We start from the raw sequence: 15,846 nt of genomic DNA on the forward strand, positions 1-15,846 counted from the left end.
GGTTCAGGAACCGGGATCACGATCCCGACCTGGCACGGCGTTTCGGGCGGCCTGCCGCTCCCGGCGCGCGTAGCACCGGTTGAAATCTGCACCGTCGAGTTCGAGTAGCCCATAGGATCTAGCGGGCGGTGGAACCCAGTGGGAGGAAACCAATCTTCTCGTACACATCGGCCAGTGTAGCCGACGCCGTTTCCCGCGCTTTCAGTGCGCCATGGGCAAGAAGCCGGTCCAGCTCCGACGGATCGTCCAGCAGCTCGAGCGCCCGTTCACGGATGGGGCGGATGTGCTCGGTGACAGCCTCGGCGAGGTCTACCTTGAGATGCCCGTACATCTTCCCTTCATACTCCTTCACCAGCGTGTCCACGCTTCGTCCGGTGATGAGTGAATAGATGGAGAGCAGGTTGGAGATGCCCGGCTTGGCCTCGCGGTCAAACCGGATCTCGGTGCCGTCATCGGTGACGGCTGACTTGATCCGCTTGGCGATGACCTTATCCGGGTCCAGCAGGTTGATGAGGCCCGCGGGCGAGGCTGCGGACTTGGACATCTTCGCGGCAGGATTCTGCAGGTCGTAGATCTTGGCGGAGTCCTTCTGGATGAAGACCTCGGGGACCGTGAAGGTTTCCCCGTAGCGGCTGTTGAACCGTTTGGCCAGGTCCCTGCTGAGTTCAACGTGCTGGCGCTGGTCCTCGCCTACCGGCACACCGTGCGGCTGGTAGAGCAGGATGTCCGCGACCTGCAGGATCGGATAGGTGAACAGGCCCACGGAAGCGGCGTCCGCGCCGAAGCGCTGCTGCTTGTCCTTGAACTGCGTCATCCGGGAGGCTTCGCCAAAACCGGTCAGGCAGTTCAGCACCCAGGCCAGCTGCGCGTGCTCCGGAACCTGCGACTGGACAAAAAGGGTGGCGCGGTCCGTGTCCACTCCCCCGGCGATGTACTGCGCGGCGGTGACCCGGGTCCGTTTGCGCAGGTCCTCGGGATCCTGCGGGACGGTAATGGCGTGCAGGTCCGGGATGAAGAAGTAGGCGTCGTACTGCTCCTGCAGCCGGACCCAGTTCACAAGGGCGCCAAGGTAGTTGCCCAGGTGCAGGGAATCCGCGGAGGGCTGCATGCCGGAGAGGATGCGCTGGGGGGCTGCAGGTGTGGAGGGAGCTTCAGTCATTTGTTCTCAAACCTTAGAACTGGTAGTCGACCACAACGGGGGCGTGGTCCGAGAATCGGGCATCGTAGGTGGCGGCACGGTCGACGACGGCGTGAACGGCACGCTCCGCAAGACCGGGGGTGGCCATGTGGTAATCAATGCGCCAGCCGGCGTCGTTGTCGAAGGCCTGGCCTCGCCAGGACCACCAGGTGTACGGCCCGGCGACCTCGCCGGCAAGCTTCCGGGCGACGTCGACGTAGCCGATCTCCTCGCCGAGGAACCGGTCGAAGTAGGCGCGTTCCTCCGGCAGGAAGCCGGCGCGCTTGACGTTGCCCTTCCAGTTCTTGATGTCCAGGGTGGTGTGACCCACGTTCAGGTCGCCGACGATCAGCGCGTAATCGCTGGTGGCGGCCAGTACGGGCAGCCGCGCCGCCATCACATCCAGGAAGCGGTACTTATCCTCCTGTTTGGGGGTTCCGGCTTCGCCCGAGTGCACGTAGGCGCTTACCACCGTCAGCAGTTTCTCCTCGCCGTCCACCGGCACCTTGAAGTCTGCTTCCACCCAGCGTCCGGACAGGGCGAAGTACTCGTCGCCGATGTGTTCGCGTACGGCAACCGGCTCCTGCCGGGAAGCAATCGCCACGCCGGCACGGCCCTTGGCCTCGGCTTCGGCATGGAGGATGTGCCATTCGCCGCCGAGCAGCTCACGGACAATCTTGTCCGGCGCACGCACCTCCTGCAGGCAGAGGATGTCGATGTTCCGCTCCGCCAGCCAATCGGCCATGCCGCGCTTGTACGCGGCGCGGATTCCGTTGACGTTGACCGTCGCGATTCTCAGTGTTCCCAGTGCCGATGCGGGGCTGGGCTCCCCTGCAGATGCCATGCTCACGCCAATAACCATACCCCTCGGTAGCTTTCGGGTTCATCCTGCCGGTATGCCCCGCCAAAGGGCATGCGGCCAGGATGAGTAATGCGCGGATCAGTCGACGAGCGTGCCCTCGACCGGGCCGCCGTCGTCCTTCTTCATCATGCCGCGGGCATTGTGCGCGGTGATTTCGATCGTCTCGATCGCCCTCTCCACCTGGCCCTCGTCACTGCCGAGGTTCTCGCGGATCACCCGGGACTGCACCTGGATGATCTTGAAGCTGTGGTCCAGCTTCTGGTCGCGCATGGTGGTTGCCTCATCCATCACCTGTACAGACGGAGCTCCGCCAGCTGCACGGTTCAGCGAGTCCTGGGCTTCTGCCAGCTTCGCGCCGGCCTTCCGGGCCGCGCCGCGGATGCTGAAGACCACAAAGGCGAACAGGAGCAGCCATCCGAGGGATATAATCACCACCAGCCAGCCAACGACGTCGTTCTCATTGGCGGCGAAGATCACGGCCACGATGAACACAAACACCATAAGAGTGGTGCCGATGGTGGCCATCTTGCGGCTGATTCCCCTGCCGGGGCTGGATGCTGGCGGCGTTTTGCCGTTAGGGATGGACTGCATGGATATATTCTCTCAAAAATTCATGCGGATCGATTCCGCTTACCCCCACGGCGAAACCGGGAGCCGTGGAATGGTGTGATTACGGTTGCGCAGGCCCTGCGGCGGCCGGCGGCGGACCAGGCGGGGAGGCTGATGCCATGGAGATCCACGTAGTCACCGGTGACATCACCCGGCGGTCCGTGGACGCCATTGTCAACGCGGCGAACTCCTCCCTGCTTGGGGGCGGCGGTGTCGACGGTGCGATCCACAGGGCCGCCGGACCGGAACTGCTCGAGGCGTGCCGGGCCCTGCGGGCGGGCGCCTACCGGGACGGACTGGCAGTAGGCCAGGCTGTCGCCACGGAGGGTTTTGCCTTACCGGCGCGCTGGGTGATCCACACCGTTGGCCCCAATGCGCACGCCGGCCAAACAGATCCCGGCCTGCTCGAAGCGGCGTTCCGCAACAGCCTGGACATGGCGGTCTCTCTGGGGGCGGCATCCGTTGCCTTCCCGGCCATCAGCGCCGGTGTCTACGGGTGGGAGCCCGCAACCGTGGCGGAGATTGCGGTCCGGACCATCCGGAAGCATCCCGGGACGGGGATCCACACGGTCGAGTTCGTCCTGTTCAACGACGCCGTAACCCGGGTCTTCCGCTCGGCGCTGGACGCTGGAGACTGATGAACGTTTACTGGGCGGTGAACGGGGCTTAGCCGAACGGGTTCCAGGCCGCCCCTGGAAAAAGCCCGGAAAGCCCAGCCCGCAGGATGAGGAAACCGACGATTCCCACCACCCACAGCACCGCCTCCCCGGAGACCCTGGACAGCCAGGCGCCAAGCCGTTCCAGCGGAGAATCCAGCAGCCGTCCCAGCAGCAGCCGGCCCGTCAGCAGGAGTCCTGCCGGCAGTAGCATCACCAGGCAGTAGAGTCCCAGGAGTCCGGCAGATGCCTGCCACTCCGTGCCGGAACCGGTCAGCAGGCCTACAGCCGCGAGGTAGGGCAGCATGGTCGGCAGCTCGAGGAGACCGGCGAGCACAGCCAGGCCAAGCAGCCCACCGCGGGTGTCCAGTGCCCTGCCGATCCGATGCTGCCACCGGCGTTCGGTGGCTTCGGAGCGCTCGGCTGCTGCTGCTTTTGATCCGCTGGCCACGGCCGGGCTTCCCGAAACCGCGGTTGGGCTGGCGGTGGGTGGGGTGCCGGTGGCTGCGACTGTGGCGCTGCCTGCCGCTGGGACCTTTGTGCGGCTGGGTTTGGCGAGGCCGATTGAGTCCTTGAAAGACCAGATCAGCATGCCTGCCCCGGCCGCCACCATCACGGCCTGCACCGCCGGCAACTCCAGCACTGACCCGATGCTGCCGCCGCCCAGGACACCGGCGATCCCGGTGGCCCCTGACAGCAGGACAAGCCCCACCAGGAAATAGAACACTCCGACCGCACCCAGGTACACGGCAACCTTCCCGCCGGTCCGGCGGGCGCCCGGGCGAAGGAGCAGCCACACAGGGATGACCAATGTGCCGATGCTGGTGCTGTCGATGAGCGCGAGAATGGCCAGCTGGGCCAGGAGTTCCAAGGTCATGACCTCACTCTTCCGGGTGTCCCGGCAGCGGGCATCCGGCAGTCGGAGGAGCGGGGCCTCATCCTTTCGTCTCAGGCCGGTGCGGCCTGCTTGGCTGCGGTGGTCCGGGCCTTCAGGATGGAGGTATGAACTCTTCTTCGGGCCGGATCCGCCGCGAGGACGTGGTGCTGGCCCTGGGCTATGCGGCACTGGCTGTGCTGCTGCACTCCGTGGATATCACCGCCACCGGCCAGCCCCTGGTTGCCTGGCTCGAACCCTGGTGGCCTGTCCTTACGGCGGCGGGGTGCGGTGCCGTGGTGCTGCGCCGCACCCGGACGGCATTGATGGTAACTGCCAGTGCAGTCCTGGCAGTGGCTCTTGTGCTCGCGGGCAGCGCCGCCGGACTGTTCCTGGCCTTCGAAGCCGTCTTTTCCCTGGTGCTTTTCGGGTCAGCCAAAGCGGCCAGAGCTGCTGAAATCACGGTGCTCGTCCTGAGCGCTGCCTCGGGGCTCGCGGCCTGGGCCGCGGCCCGGAACCTCAGCGACGGCGTCGTAGCGCTTCTGTTCACCGGCATGATCCTGCTGCTGCCCGCCGAGTGGGCAGGCAACCTGCGCAAGGCAGGCCAGCTGGCCGAAAGTGAGTCTGCCCGGGCGGCGGCGATCCGGCAGGCAGCCCGCGACCAGGCCAGCCTCGCCTCCCGGGAGCACGAGCTGGCGCTGGCAGCGGAACGCCAGGACATGGCCCGCGAACTCCATGACGTCCTTTCGTCCCGCCTCTCGGCCATTGCACTGCAGTCCGGCGCGGCGCTTCGCAGTCCTGACGATGGGCTGGCACGGCAGGTCCTCTCGCATGTGCGGCGGGAAAGTGTGGAAGGTTTGGAAGAACTCAACGGCATGATCCGGATGCTCAGCACCGGTGAGCCCCGCCCGCTGGCGGGGAACGTCATGGATCTGGACGCCGTGGTGGAAGGGCACCGGACTGCCGGGCTGGAGATCGGGTGGATCAATGCCCTGCCCGACGGCGGAACCGGGCTCCCCGGGCCGGTGCAGGCTGCCCTCTACCGGATCGTCACGGAAGCGCTCCTCAACGTGGGCCGCCATGCGCCGGGTGCAGCCGTCCGGGTGTCGCTGGAACCCGCTCCGTCCGGGGTCCGCCTGCTTGTTGAGGACGACGGCGGCGAAGGTAGTGGTGTGCGCACCGCTGGTGGGTCCGCCACCGCCGTGTCCCTCTCCGCGGCGGGCCGTGGCGGCGGTACCGGCACCGGCATCCCCAGCATGCTGGCCCGGGCCGAACAGCTTGGCGGATGGGCGTCCGCAGAGCCGCGGGGAAGCGGCTGGGCTGTGGAGGCAGTTCTGCCGGACACTCCCCTGCTGGCCGGCGGGCCGCCCCTGACGTTCCAGGCCAGCGCCGACTCCGCAGCCCGCGGGGGTACCGAAGCATGAGCGGAGCACTCAGGATCCTGCTGGCCGATGACCACGCGGCGATCCGGCTGGGAATGCGGATGGTCATCGAGGTGGAACCTGGCTTTGAAGTAGCCGGCGAGGCAGGCGACGGCGCCACCGCCGTTTCCATGGCCCGGGCCCTGCGGCCCGACGTCGTCCTGATGGACCTGCGGATGCCGGTGATGGACGGAGTGGAAGCAACCGGAACCATCATTGCGGAGGGTCTGGCGAAGGTGGTGGCCCTGACCACCTTCGACCATGACTCCTACCTCTTTGGGGTTCTGGCCGCAGGAGCCGCCGGGTTCCTGCTGAAAACCGCCGAACCGGCAGAAATCACGACGGCGCTGCGCCGCGTCCACGAGGGCGGCACTGTCATTGCCCCCGAGGTCGCCGGCCGTCTGGTCGCCGCGGCGGTCAGCCGGCAAGCCTCCGGTGCGGTCCCTCCCCCTCCCGCGGTGGAGCTCACCGTCCGTGAAAGCGAAGTCCTGGACTGCCTGGGCGAAGGACTGAGTAACGTCCGGATTGCCCGCCGGCTGGGCATCTCCGAAACCACGGTGAAAACGCACGTGTCCCATGTCCTGGCCAAGCTCGGCGTCGAGTCCAGGCTGCAGGCCGCCCTGGCAGCACGTGCCCTCTCAACCTGAGAGACGCTGCTCATGAGGAACGCCGCCGTTTAGGACCGCTTTAGAGGTTTAGGACCGCATTAGAACGGTGCCGCTTGAGTCCGCTGCTACTTCTGGAAGAGGGCTTCGAGCCGCCGCGTTGTGATCACCAGGCCGAAGGCGATCATCACCACGAAGTAGAGCAGATGCCCCGCAGTATCCAGTCCGAAGGCTCCCGCGTTGATCTGCCGCAGCATCTCCACGCCGTGCCACAGCGGCAGCGCCTGGATGACAAGCTGAATCCCCTGCGGGTAGACGCTGAGCGGGTAGAAGGTGGCAGAGAACAGGAACATTGGGAGCATCACGAAGCTGACCCAGTCAAGCTGCTGGAAGGTCTTCATATAGCTGGTGATGGCCATGCCGATGGACGCGAAGCCAAAGGCAATCACCACCGCCGCCGGAATCATCAGCAGCGCGGCCGGTGATGTGACCAGCCCCATGGCGGCCATGACGGCTGTGAACCCGGTTGCGTACATTCCGCCGCGCAGCAGGGCAAGGAGAATTTCGCCGAGAGCCACGTCCAGCGGCCCGAGGGAGGTCGCGAGCATTCCCTCGTACAGCCGGGCGAAGTTGAGTTTGAAGAAAACGTTCATGGTGGAGTCATAGATGGCGCCGTTCATGGCGGAAACCGCGAGCAGCGCCGGTGCGATGTAGGCCGCGTAGCTGATCTGCTCTCCGCCGGGTCCGGCCACCGTGCCGATGAGGGAACCGAGGCCGATGCCCATGGCCAGCAGGTACAGCACGGGTTCAACGAACCCGCTGATCATGATGGACCAGTTGGTGCCCCACGTAGCTTTGAGCCCGCGGGCAAAGACGGCCCGGATGTTCCGGCCGTACAGGGAACCGAGGAAACGCTGCCGAGGCTCGGGCATGACCGCTGTGCTCTGGTGCGCGGTCTCCCTTTCCTGCTCGGCCACGGTGTCCTCCGGGCTCCCGGTGCGGCGTGCGGGCATTTTCCCAGCGGCGCTCATTTTCCCAGCCTCCGGGTGAAGTTCCGCCGGGTCAGCAGCCAGCCGCCGACCGCCAGGAGCAGCAGGTACGCCACATGGGCAACGGTCAGGACAACAGGTTCAGCCAGTCCGTAGCTGACCATCCGGCCCAGTTCGGAGGCATGCCACAGCGGTGAGATCCAGCCGATCCAGCGGATCACCAACGGCAGGGTATCCAGGGGGAAGAAGGTTCCCGAAAAAAGGAACAGCGGCATCACGATGAAACGCTGGACCATTGCGAACTGGCCTCTGTCCTCGGTGATCGAGGCGCTGTAGGCCATCAGGGGCAGGCCGAAGGCCAGTCCACCTAGGATGGCCGTCAGCACCATCAGCCAGGCGGTCGCAGGGTTTCCCACCGCACCGAAGAGCAGCAGGAAGCCGAAGTAGGCCCCGCAGGTAATGAGCAGCCGGGTTCCCAGTCCGAGGACGTGTCCGTCCACCAGCTGTGCGCTGCTCAACGGCGAAGCATTGGGGCCGTAGTAGGTCCGCCGCCATTTGAACCCGGACATCACGGTGTAGGTGTTCTCTTCGCTGGAGACCATGATCGCCGCGGTCGCCAGCAGGGCCGGCCCGACGAACAGCAGGTAGGAGACCGAGGTGCCGTCACCGGCGTCGAACGCTGCATTGGTCCCGGTATCAACCAGGGAAGCCAGACCCACTCCCATGCCGAAGAGGTAGACCAGCGGAGTCCCGATCGCCGTCACCAGCACGGTCCAGCCATAACCGCGCATCCGGCGCAGCCAGTGCTCGGCGTAATAGACGGCGCCGAACCTCCGGGCACGGCGCGCCGATTCTTCAGGCGTCAAGGGTGAACGCAGCCCCAGGACGGCGTGGGTCTGCTGCTCAGTCAACGAGGCTTCTTCCCGTCAGCCGGAGGAACACGTCCTCCAGGGAGGAGCGGCGGACCAGTGAGGTAATGGGGTGCAAACCGCGGGAGGCGACCGCCTCGAGTGCGTGCTCCCCGTTCTCCGCGTAGATCAGGACGCGGTCCGGCAGCGTCTCGATCCGCTCTCCGATCCCGCCCAGTTCCGCCGCGACGGTGGTGTTGCGTTCCGAGCCGAACCGCAGTTCCACTACTTCCCGGGAGGAATATTCGCGGATCAGCGCCGCCGGCGATCCCTCAGCCATGATGGTTCCCTTGTCCACGACGATCAGCCGGTCGCACAGCTGCTCCGCTTCGTCCATGTAGTGGGTGGTCAGGATCAGGGTCACACCGGCCTCCTTGAGCCGGAACAGGCGGTCCCACAGAATATGCCTGGCCTGTGGATCCAGCCCGGTGGTTGGCTCATCCAGCAGCAGGATCTTGGGATCGTTGATCAGGGACCGGGCGATGGTGAGGCGGCGTTTCATTCCGCCGGAGAGGTCATCAACGCGGGCCTTGGCCTTATCGGTCAGCTGGGCGAATTCCAGCAGTTCGTCCGCCTTGGGCTGCAGGTAGCTTTTGGGCAGGCCGAAATAGCGGCCGTAGGCGAGGAGGTTGTCCCGCACCCTCAGTTCTTCGTCCAGGTTGTCCTGCTGGGGCACCACGCCCAGGTGTGCCCGCACTTCGGGACCGTTGCGGTCCGGGTCCAGCCCCATGATCCGCAGTTCGCCGGAGGTGCGTTTGGAGACGCCGCCGATCATCTTCATGGTGGTGGATTTGCCGGCACCGTTGGGGCCGAGCAGCCCGAAGGACTCCCCTGCGGGAACGTCGAAGCTGATGCCGTTGACGGCGGTGAAATCTCCATAGGATTTCGTCAGGTTCGCGGCGGTGATGACGGGTCCCTGGAAGGCTTTTTGGGCAGGCGGGGAGGAGGCTGTGATCTGCGGCACCCGGCAATCATAGTGCAGGCACCGCAAGGACCAGTGCAGGCAGGCCCGGAGAACGGCGCAGGCCCGCCCGCCGGAGGGCGGACGGGCCTGGGTGCGTGGGCCGGCGGCTTATTCGACCAGGATTCCGGCCTGGCGTTCAGCGGCTTCAACCACGTTGGACAGGAGCATGGCCCGGGTCATCGGACCAACCCCGCCGGGGTTCGGCGAGATCCATGATGCGACTGCCGCCGCGTCCTTATCGACGTCGCCCATGAGAGTGGTCTTTCCGGTTTCCGGGTCGGTGACGCGGGTGACGCCCACATCCAGGACAATCGCGCCGGGCTTCAGCTCAGCGGCCTTGATCATCCCGGGGAACCCGGCGGCGGCCACAACGACGTCCGCTTCCCGCAGCAGCTCGGGCAGGTTCACGGTGCCCGTATGGGCCAGTGTGACCGTGGCGTTGATGGGTCGGCGGGTCAGCAGCAGTCCCAGGGGGCGGCCGACGGTGACGCCACGGCCAACGACAAGAACGTTCTTGCCGTTGAGGCTGATGCCGTTGCGGACCAGCAGCTGCACAATGCCGTGCGGTGTGCAGGGCAGCGGCGAGGACATCGCGTCCGCCACGTTGAGCACCAGGCGTCCGAGGTTCACCGGGTGCAGGCCGTCGGCGTCCTTTTCGGGCGCGATGCGCTCGAGGATCCGGTTGGTGTCGATGTGCTTGGGCAGGGGCAGCTGCACAATGTAGCCGGTGGTCGCCGGATCGGCATTCAGCTCGTCGATGACCTTTTCCAGGTCTTCCTGGCTGATGTCCTCCGGCAGGTCCCGCCGGATGGAGTTGATGCCCACCTGGGCGCAGTCCTTGTGCTTGCCGCCCACGTAGGAGTGGCTGGCCGGATCGTCTCCCACCAGCACGGTTCCGAGTCCGGGCGTGATGCCGTGCTCGTCCACCAGGACCTGGATGCGTTCGGCCAGTTCCTCCTTGATTTCCCGGGCTGCCTTCAGGCCGTCGAGGCGCTGTGCGGTTTCCGGCATCTCTTCGGGGGCCTCAACGTTGCCTACCATGTTCGTTCCCTGTTCCATGCTCACCATTCTTCCTGTCCGGAGTACAGCGGGAAGTTCTCGGCAAGGACCGAGACACGGCGGCGCAGGTCATCAGCGTCGGGTGACGGCTTCAGTGCTGCGGCGATGATCTCGGCGACCTCGGTGAACTCCTGGGCGCCGAAACCGCGGGTGGCCAATGCGGGGGTGCCGATGCGCAGGCCGGAGGTGACCATCGGCGGACGGGGATCGAACGGGATGGAGTTGCGGTTCACGGTGATGCCGACCGAGTGCAGCAGGTCTTCGGCCTGCTTGCCGTCCAGCACCGAATTACGCAGGTCCACCAGGATCAGGTGCACGTCGGTGCCGCCGGTCAGGACGGAGACACCGTGTTCGGCCACATCCGGCGCGGTCAGCCGGTCGGCGATGATCCGGGCACCTTCCAGGACGCGTTCCTGCCGTTCGCGGAACTCCTCAGAGCCAGCCACCTTGAAGGCGACGGCCTTGGCCGCGATGACGTGCATCAGGGGTCCGCCCTGCTGGCCCGGGAAAACGCTCGAGTTGATCTTCTTGCCAAGTTCTTCCTTGGCCAGGATGACACCGGAGCGGGGGCCGGCCAGGGTCTTGTGCACGGTGGAGGTAACGACGTCGGAGTATGGAACCGGGCTCGGGTGCAGGCCGGCTGCCACGAGGCCGGCGAAGTGGGCCATGTCCGTCCACAGGTAGGCGCCGACCTCATCGGCGATCGAGCGGAAGGCAGCGAAGTCCAGCTGGCGCGGGTACGCCGACCAGCCGGCGATGATGACCTGCGGACGTTCGGCCAGGGCCTGCTCGCGGACCTTGTCCATGTCCACGCGGTAGGTCTTCTCGTCGACACCGTAGGCGGCGACCTCGTACAGCTTGCCGGAGAAGTTCAGCTTCATGCCGTGGGTCAGGTGCCCGCCGTGGGCGAGGTTCAGTCCCATGATCTTGTCCCCGGGCTTGATCATCGCGGCCAGGGCGGCGGCGTTGGCCTGGGCGCCGGAGTGCGGCTGGACGTTGGCGAACTCAGCACCAAACAGGGCCTTGACCCGCTCGATGGCCAGGTTCTCGGCGACGTCGACCTGCTCGCAGCCGCCGTAGTAGCGGCGGCCCGGGTAGCCCTCGGCGTACTTGTTGGTCAGGACCGAACCCTGCGCTTCGAGGACCGCCCGCGGTGCGAAGTTCTCGGAGGCGATCATCTCCAGCGTGTTCCGCTGGCGGGCGAGTTCGCCCTCAAGGACGGCCGCAATCTCGGGATCTACCTCCGAGAGGGGTGCGTTGGTGACGGGCTGGGTGGAAAGTTTCACGTGGATCTCCTGGGAAAGATGGCTATAGGTCAGGCTACCTGCCGGGCACCCCCGATTTCCGGGCATGACAGACAGATGACTACGTGACCCCGGCCCAGGCGTGCGATCCGTGGTTTGGCTCTGCTTGTGCCGCTTCCTGGTGGTTACCCACCCAACGCCAGTTGCGACGTAACCATGTTACCGCGCAGATGGTCACTGGCCCGGCTCCGGTTCCGGGGAGGACACCGGAGCCGGCGAGGCAAGGTCTTCCCAGCGGAAATCCGTGACGACACCGGATTCCCAGTCTGTCCGCAGGCGTCCGTAGGTCACTGAGGCAATCCGCCGCCCGTCATCAAGCGGCCAGTCCTCGCGGAGGTGGGATTCCTTGACGAATCCGGAGCGCAGCAGCGTCTTGCGCATCGCAATGTTGTCCTCCCGCGTTTTACCCGTGAGGCGGCGCAGCCGGGGGTAGTCCGTGAAGACTTTTCCGGTGAGCGCCTGAAGCACCGGGACGCCCTTACCCTCGCCGCGGTGCTCCTCGACCAGCCGCAGGTCGAAAACAGCACAGTCGCTTTCGAGGTCCTCCAGGATCACCAGGCCCAGGCGCTGGTTTTCGCCAAAGACCCAGAACGTGCGCACGCCGTCGGATTCGAACCTGCCTTCAAGCAGCAGCCTGCGGACCAGGTCTTCGGATGGCTCGGTAATGAGGTGGTAGGGGAAGCGGTTGGTGGTCAGGAACCGCACCAGCTCTTCCTCGTCCTTGTCCGACAGCGGGGCGAAAGTAACGTCCATTCACCCAGCGTAGGCCAGCCCTTCCCGGGCGGTAACCTTGGAAGGGTGACCGTAAATGCTTCCGCCGGACTGCCGGCAACCGACTCAGCCGCCGAATCCCGACCTGCTTCCTACACGCTGACGCTGTCTTGCCCGGACCGCCCGGGAATCGTGCATGCCGTTTCCGGTGCCCTTGCGGCTGCGGCGGGGAACATTACCGAATCGCAGCAGTATGGCAGCCCGGACACCGGTTCCTTCTTCATGCGGGTCGATTTCACCGCACCGGGCTCTTATGAATCAACGCGCGCTCCCCTGGAACCGGTCGCGGAAGCATTCGGGATGGAATGGGAGCTGCACCGCGCCGGAGCTCCGGTCCGAACGCTGATCATGGCTTCCAAAGACGGGCATTGCCTCAATGACCTGCTGTTCCAGCAGCGGGCCGGCAACCTGCCCATCGAGATTCCGGCGATCGTTTCGAACCACAAGGACCTGGCTGGACTGGCGGAGTTCTACGGCGTGCCGTTCCACCACATCCCGGTAACCCCAGACACCAAACCTGCCGCCGAAGACCAGCTCCGGGCGCTGATGGAGGAACTGGACATCGAACTGGTTGTCCTGGCCCGCTACATGCAGATCCTGAGCAATGAGCTGTGCAGCGACCTTTCCGGCCGCGCCATCAACATCCACCATTCGTTCCTGCCCTCCTTCAAGGGTGCCCGCCCCTACCACCAGGCGCACACGCGCGGCGTGAAGCTGATTGGCGCCACAGCGCACTACGTCACCGCGGATCTGGACGAGGGCCCGATCATCGAGCAGGAAGTCATCCGGGTGGACCACTCCCGCACGGCCGCCCGCCTGGCCGCACTGGGCGCGGGTGTCGAAGGCCGAACCCTGGTCAAAGCCGTGCAGTGGCACGCGGAGCACCGCGTCCTGCTCGACGGCAGACGCACCATCGTCTTCAACTAGGGGCACGCTGCCCGCCTCGCTACAGTTGTCGCATGGCTCACATTGTTACCTTCCGCGGAAATACGCCCGTCACCGCTCCCACCGTATTCCTGGCCCCGACGGCGTCACTGATCGGCGACGTCGAACTCGGCGAGGGCGCCAGCGCCTTCTACGGCGCCTGTGTCCGCGGCGACTCCAATTCGATCCGTGTCGGGGCGGGAACGAACCTGCAGGACAACGTGGTGCTGCACGCCGATCCGGGTTTCCCCACGACAGTGGGTGAACGGGTCAGCGTAGGGCACAACGCCGTCGTCCACGGCTGCACGGTGGAAGATGACTGCCTGATTGGCATGAGTGCCACGATCATGAACGGGGCCGTGATCGGCGCCGGCTCGCTGGTGGCTGCCGGAGCCGTGGTCCTCGAGGGCACCCAGGTTCCGCCGCGTTCCCTCGTGGCCGGAGTTCCAGCCAAGGTCCGGCGCCCGCTCACCGATGAGGAATTCGCCTCGGTCCAGCGCAACGCCGCGCACTATCTGGAAACAGCTGCCGCCCACCGGGAAGCCATGGAGGCACACTAACCCCCGCACGACTGTTCCTAAAGAAACCTTGCTAAAGACTTCTTTATCAATAATGCTTTAGCAATGTCCCCGGAACCATCTGGCCCCTCAGCTCCACTGCCGCCCGAAGGCGTCACTTATCGTGGCCCGTCCACCGAGCAGGTCATCAGCGATCCCATCCGCATTCGTGCACTTGCCCACCCCGTCCGTTTGGAACTCCTCGACTATCTGGACGACGCAGGGCAAGCCACCGCGACGGAATGCGCAGCGGCAACCGGTGAGTCCGTCGCGAGCTGCTCCTACCATTTGCGCATGCTGGCCAAACATGGATACATCGAGCAGGCTGACCAGCAAGGGCGGGAAAAACCGTGGAAGGTGGTTTCCCGCGGCAGATCTTCCGTCATTGACCGGAATGCGCCGGGGTCCGTGCACGCTGTCTCTGCGATGGCGGGTATGTTCATCCATCGCCAGCTGGACCGCATTCAGTCGTGGCTGCAGCGTGCTCCCGAATTGCCGGTGGAAGACATTGATGTCTCTACCATTACCAGCTCACGGTTCCATGCCACCCATGAGGAGATCCGCCAGTTTCGGGAAGAGGTCTGGGAACTCGCCCGCCGTTTCGACGAACGGCGGGAGCATCCGGAGCTGCGACCGGAAGGGTCGGTGCCCGTACAGCTCTTCGCCGTGGTCAACATTGACCCGGACCAGCCGGCGCATCAAGCCAATCGGGAAGCGGGCTGACATGGCTGCCGGCAGCACGGGCTCAGAGCACCCAGCACCCGCTGCTGGCCCGACGGCGGCCAAGGCAGCCCAGGGACCGGAAGCAAAGGATGTCGGCACAAACCGCGACGCCTTGAGGGTCCCTGCCTTCCGCCGTCTCACCCTGGCCTGGGTATTCACCAACTTCGGCAACTCGGCCCTCTTCCTGACGGCGGCCATCTGGGTCAAGCAGCTCACCGGAAGTGACGCGGCAGCTGGACTTGTGTTCGTGGCCCTCGGCCTCCCGGCGCTCCTGGCACCCCTGATAGGTCAGCTTGCAGACCGGTTCAGGAGGAAGCCCCTGCTGGTCATCAACAACTTCTGTTCGGCAACCGTGGTGCTGGTTCTCCTCTGCGTCCAGACGTCCGCCCACCTCTGGCTGGTCTACCTCGTCATTTTCACCTACGCGACGTCAAACTACGTGACTACCGCAGCCCAATCCGGCCTTTTGCGCGATATGCTCACCGACCGGCTTCTGGCACCAGCCAATGGGCTCCTGAGCAGCGTCAATCAAGGATTGAGGATTATTTCTCCGCTCATCGGGGCGGGCATGCTCACCCTCTGGGGCATGCAGGCAGTGGTACTGCTGACCAGCCTCTGCTTCATAGTGACGGCTCTGATCCTCATGACACTGAAAGTTCACGAATCCGACCCCGGTGCGAACGCTGAAGAGAATTTTTGGCAGAGCACAACAGCCGGCCTGCGTTTCCTGGCCCACCATCAGCTCCTGGCACCAGCCATGCTCTGCCTCAGCATCGCCATCGGCGCCACCGGCATCCTGAACGTCACTATTTTCGCTACCGTAGAGCAGGGCCTTGGCATGCCACCCGAATTCCTCAGCGTGCTGGTCAGCGTCCAAGGCGCCATGGCTATCGCCGGAGGGTTCACCGCAAGCATCCTCATTCGAAAATTCGGTATCCGCACCGTCATTATCCTCGGAGTGACGCTGCTCGCCGCCGCTGTCCTGGCTTCCGCCGTACCGTCCGTGCCTGTCGTCCTGACGGGTTCCGTCCTGACCGGACTCGGCGTCACCTGGACCGTCATTGCTTTTATCACCCTGCGGCAAACCGAAAGCCCCGCCCGCCTGCAGGGGAGAACCTCAGCCGCAACCAGCATGCTCATAAACGTTCCCCAAGTCGGAGCGAACATGATCGCTGCGGCGCTGATCAGTTCGATTGATTACCGGGCCCTCATCATCACCACGAGCGTCGTCTGTCTGGCAGGAACTCTGCCCCTCCTGCCGCGCCGCGCATCCGCGCAGACGCCTGGCACCGGAAACCACGCCATCGGACCCGGAGCCCGGGCCGCCGGTCCCGGAGACCACCCAGGCGGCGGACCCGGCCAGCACTGAGTAATCCGCAGGGGCTGGGCAGCAGGTCCCGCGGACCATAAGGTAGTTCTATTGCCGAGACACTAGCTGGCCAA

At 65.3% G+C, this 15,846-nt stretch carries 17 protein-coding genes and 1 riboswitch; of the genes, 7 read left to right on the forward strand and 10 right to left on the reverse strand.

The genetic code is table 11. The annotated features are described in order from the left end of the window. Positions 1 to 118: 118 nt before the first annotated feature. From trpS to H9638_RS05105, 3 genes are all read right to left on the reverse strand, one after another. On the reverse strand, positions 119 to 1,159 hold the full coding sequence (gene trpS, locus H9638_RS05095; protein WP_191746114.1) for a tryptophan--tRNA ligase: 1,041 nt from the start codon (positions 1,157 to 1,159) through the stop codon (positions 119 to 121). 13 nt (positions 1,160 to 1,172) lie between these two features. After that, positions 1,173 to 2,021: an exodeoxyribonuclease III gene (locus tag H9638_RS05100; protein WP_191746353.1), complete on the reverse strand. Its 849-nt coding sequence runs from the start codon at positions 2,019 to 2,021 to the stop codon at positions 1,173 to 1,175. Positions 2,022 to 2,117: 96 nt separating this feature from the next. After that, the gene (locus H9638_RS05105; protein WP_191746115.1) at positions 2,118 to 2,630 is read right to left on the reverse strand and encodes a hypothetical protein; all 513 of its coding nucleotides are present in this window, start codon (positions 2,628 to 2,630) and stop codon (positions 2,118 to 2,120) included. A gap of 137 nt (positions 2,631 to 2,767) precedes the next feature. Here H9638_RS05105 and H9638_RS05110 point away from each other — a divergent pair, with 137 nt between their 5' ends. Next, a complete protein-coding gene (locus tag H9638_RS05110; protein ID WP_191746116.1) occupies positions 2,768 to 3,286 on the forward strand; it encodes an O-acetyl-ADP-ribose deacetylase in 519 nt (172 codons plus the stop codon). Positions 3,287 to 3,314: 28 nt separating this feature from the next. Here the strand turns inward: H9638_RS05110 and H9638_RS05115 are convergent, their stop codons facing one another. After that, positions 3,315 to 4,181, reverse strand: coding sequence for a GAP family protein (locus H9638_RS05115; RefSeq protein ID WP_191746117.1), 867 nt, complete (start codon positions 4,179 to 4,181; stop codon positions 3,315 to 3,317). A 125-nt stretch (positions 4,182 to 4,306) separates the two neighbouring features. Between H9638_RS05115 and H9638_RS05120 the strand changes: the two genes are divergently transcribed. Next, the gene (locus H9638_RS05120) at positions 4,307 to 5,602 is read left to right on the forward strand and encodes a sensor histidine kinase (protein WP_191746118.1); all 1,296 of its coding nucleotides are present in this window, start codon (positions 4,307 to 4,309) and stop codon (positions 5,600 to 5,602) included. Then, positions 5,599 to 6,246 carry a response regulator gene (locus tag H9638_RS05125; RefSeq protein ID WP_191746119.1) on the forward strand — a complete coding sequence of 216 codons (648 nt, stop codon included), beginning with the start codon at positions 5,599 to 5,601 and terminating at the stop codon, positions 6,244 to 6,246. Before H9638_RS05120 ends, H9638_RS05125 begins: the two co-directional genes overlap by 4 nt. An 86-nt stretch (positions 6,247 to 6,332) precedes the next feature. On the opposite strand, the gene H9638_RS05130 is transcribed toward H9638_RS05125, so the two are convergent. From H9638_RS05130 to H9638_RS05155, 6 genes are all read right to left on the reverse strand, one after another. Continuing rightward, a complete protein-coding gene (locus tag H9638_RS05130) occupies positions 6,333 to 7,136 on the reverse strand; it encodes an ABC transporter permease (protein WP_191746354.1) in 804 nt (267 codons plus the stop codon). Positions 7,137 to 7,231: 95 nt separating this feature from the next. After that, positions 7,232 to 8,104, reverse strand: a complete 873-nt coding sequence (locus H9638_RS05135; RefSeq protein WP_225217005.1) for an ABC transporter permease — start codon at positions 8,102 to 8,104, stop codon at positions 7,232 to 7,234. After that, positions 8,097 to 9,056 carry an ABC transporter ATP-binding protein gene (locus H9638_RS05140; RefSeq protein WP_404799635.1) on the reverse strand — a complete coding sequence of 320 codons (960 nt, stop codon included), beginning with the start codon at positions 9,054 to 9,056 and terminating at the stop codon, positions 8,097 to 8,099. The genes H9638_RS05135 and H9638_RS05140 overlap by 8 nt, the downstream gene beginning before the upstream one ends. A gap of 117 nt (positions 9,057 to 9,173) precedes the next feature. Further along, positions 9,174 to 10,076 carry a bifunctional methylenetetrahydrofolate dehydrogenase/methenyltetrahydrofolate cyclohydrolase gene (locus H9638_RS05145; protein WP_191746356.1) on the reverse strand — a complete coding sequence of 301 codons (903 nt, stop codon included), beginning with the start codon at positions 10,074 to 10,076 and terminating at the stop codon, positions 9,174 to 9,176. Between the two features lie 50 nt (positions 10,077 to 10,126). Beyond that, complete coding sequence (gene glyA / locus H9638_RS05150) at positions 10,127 to 11,443, reverse strand: serine hydroxymethyltransferase (RefSeq protein WP_404799636.1); 1,317 nt, start codon at positions 11,441 to 11,443, stop codon at positions 10,127 to 10,129. Positions 11,444 to 11,495: 52 nt separating this feature from the next. After that, positions 11,496 to 11,585, reverse strand: a riboswitch (ZMP/ZTP riboswitch). 17 nt (positions 11,586 to 11,602) lie between these two features. Beyond that, the gene (locus H9638_RS05155; RefSeq protein ID WP_191746122.1) at positions 11,603 to 12,181 is read right to left on the reverse strand and encodes a GNAT family N-acetyltransferase; all 579 of its coding nucleotides are present in this window, start codon (positions 12,179 to 12,181) and stop codon (positions 11,603 to 11,605) included. A gap of 69 nt (positions 12,182 to 12,250) precedes the next feature. Between H9638_RS05155 and purU the strand changes: the two genes are divergently transcribed. The 4 genes from purU (at position 12,251) to H9638_RS05175 (ending at position 15,772) form a co-directional block, all read left to right on the forward strand. Continuing rightward, complete coding sequence (purU, locus tag H9638_RS05160) at positions 12,251 to 13,126, forward strand: formyltetrahydrofolate deformylase (protein ID WP_225217088.1); 876 nt, start codon at positions 12,251 to 12,253, stop codon at positions 13,124 to 13,126. 32 nt (positions 13,127 to 13,158) lie between these two features. Then, on the forward strand, positions 13,159 to 13,683 hold the full coding sequence (locus H9638_RS05165) for a gamma carbonic anhydrase family protein (protein ID WP_191746124.1): 525 nt from the start codon (positions 13,159 to 13,161) through the stop codon (positions 13,681 to 13,683). A gap of 63 nt (positions 13,684 to 13,746) precedes the next feature. After that, on the forward strand, positions 13,747 to 14,403 hold the full coding sequence (locus H9638_RS05170; protein WP_191746125.1) for a winged helix-turn-helix domain-containing protein: 657 nt from the start codon (positions 13,747 to 13,749) through the stop codon (positions 14,401 to 14,403). 1 nt (position 14,404) lies between these two features. Further along, positions 14,405 to 15,772 (forward strand): MFS transporter, encoded by a 1,368-nt coding sequence (locus H9638_RS05175; RefSeq protein WP_191746126.1) that lies wholly within the window; start codon positions 14,405 to 14,407, stop codon positions 15,770 to 15,772. The last annotated feature ends 74 nt before the right edge of the window (positions 15,773 to 15,846 follow it).

This window comes from Arthrobacter pullicola, assembly GCF_014836875.1.
Lineage (GTDB): Bacteria > Actinomycetota > Actinomycetes > Actinomycetales > Micrococcaceae > Arthrobacter_B > Arthrobacter_B pullicola.

What these genes read in the sequence shown, in the direction of transcription:
- H9638_RS05170 (WP_191746125.1), top strand. Translation starts at nt 13,747, where the DNA reads ATGTCCCCGGAACCATCTGGCCCCTCAGCTCCACTGCCGCCCGAAGGC.
- H9638_RS05115 (WP_191746117.1), bottom strand. Translation starts at nt 4,181, where the DNA reads ATGACCTTGGAACTCCTGGCCCAGCTGGCCATTCTCGCGCTCATCGAC.
- H9638_RS05155 (WP_191746122.1), bottom strand. Translation starts at nt 12,181, where the DNA reads ATGGACGTTACTTTCGCCCCGCTGTCGGACAAGGACGAGGAAGAGCTG.
- H9638_RS05130 (WP_191746354.1), bottom strand. Translation starts at nt 7,136, where the DNA reads ATGCCCGAGCCTCGGCAGCGTTTCCTCGGTTCCCTGTACGGCCGGAAC.
- H9638_RS05110 (WP_191746116.1), top strand. Translation starts at nt 2,768, where the DNA reads ATGGAGATCCACGTAGTCACCGGTGACATCACCCGGCGGTCCGTGGAC.
- H9638_RS05120 (WP_191746118.1), top strand. Translation starts at nt 4,307, where the DNA reads ATGAACTCTTCTTCGGGCCGGATCCGCCGCGAGGACGTGGTGCTGGCC.
- H9638_RS05100 (WP_191746353.1), bottom strand. Translation starts at nt 2,021, where the DNA reads ATGGCATCTGCAGGGGAGCCCAGCCCCGCATCGGCACTGGGAACACTG.
- H9638_RS05165 (WP_191746124.1), top strand. Translation starts at nt 13,159, where the DNA reads ATGGCTCACATTGTTACCTTCCGCGGAAATACGCCCGTCACCGCTCCC.
- H9638_RS05125 (WP_191746119.1), top strand. Translation starts at nt 5,599, where the DNA reads ATGAGCGGAGCACTCAGGATCCTGCTGGCCGATGACCACGCGGCGATC.
- H9638_RS05145 (WP_191746356.1), bottom strand. Translation starts at nt 10,076, where the DNA reads ATGCCGGAAACCGCACAGCGCCTCGACGGCCTGAAGGCAGCCCGGGAA.
- H9638_RS05175 (WP_191746126.1), top strand. Translation starts at nt 14,405, where the DNA reads ATGGCTGCCGGCAGCACGGGCTCAGAGCACCCAGCACCCGCTGCTGGC.
- H9638_RS05105 (WP_191746115.1), bottom strand. Translation starts at nt 2,630, where the DNA reads ATGCAGTCCATCCCTAACGGCAAAACGCCGCCAGCATCCAGCCCCGGC.
- trpS (WP_191746114.1), bottom strand. Translation starts at nt 1,159, where the DNA reads ATGACTGAAGCTCCCTCCACACCTGCAGCCCCCCAGCGCATCCTCTCC.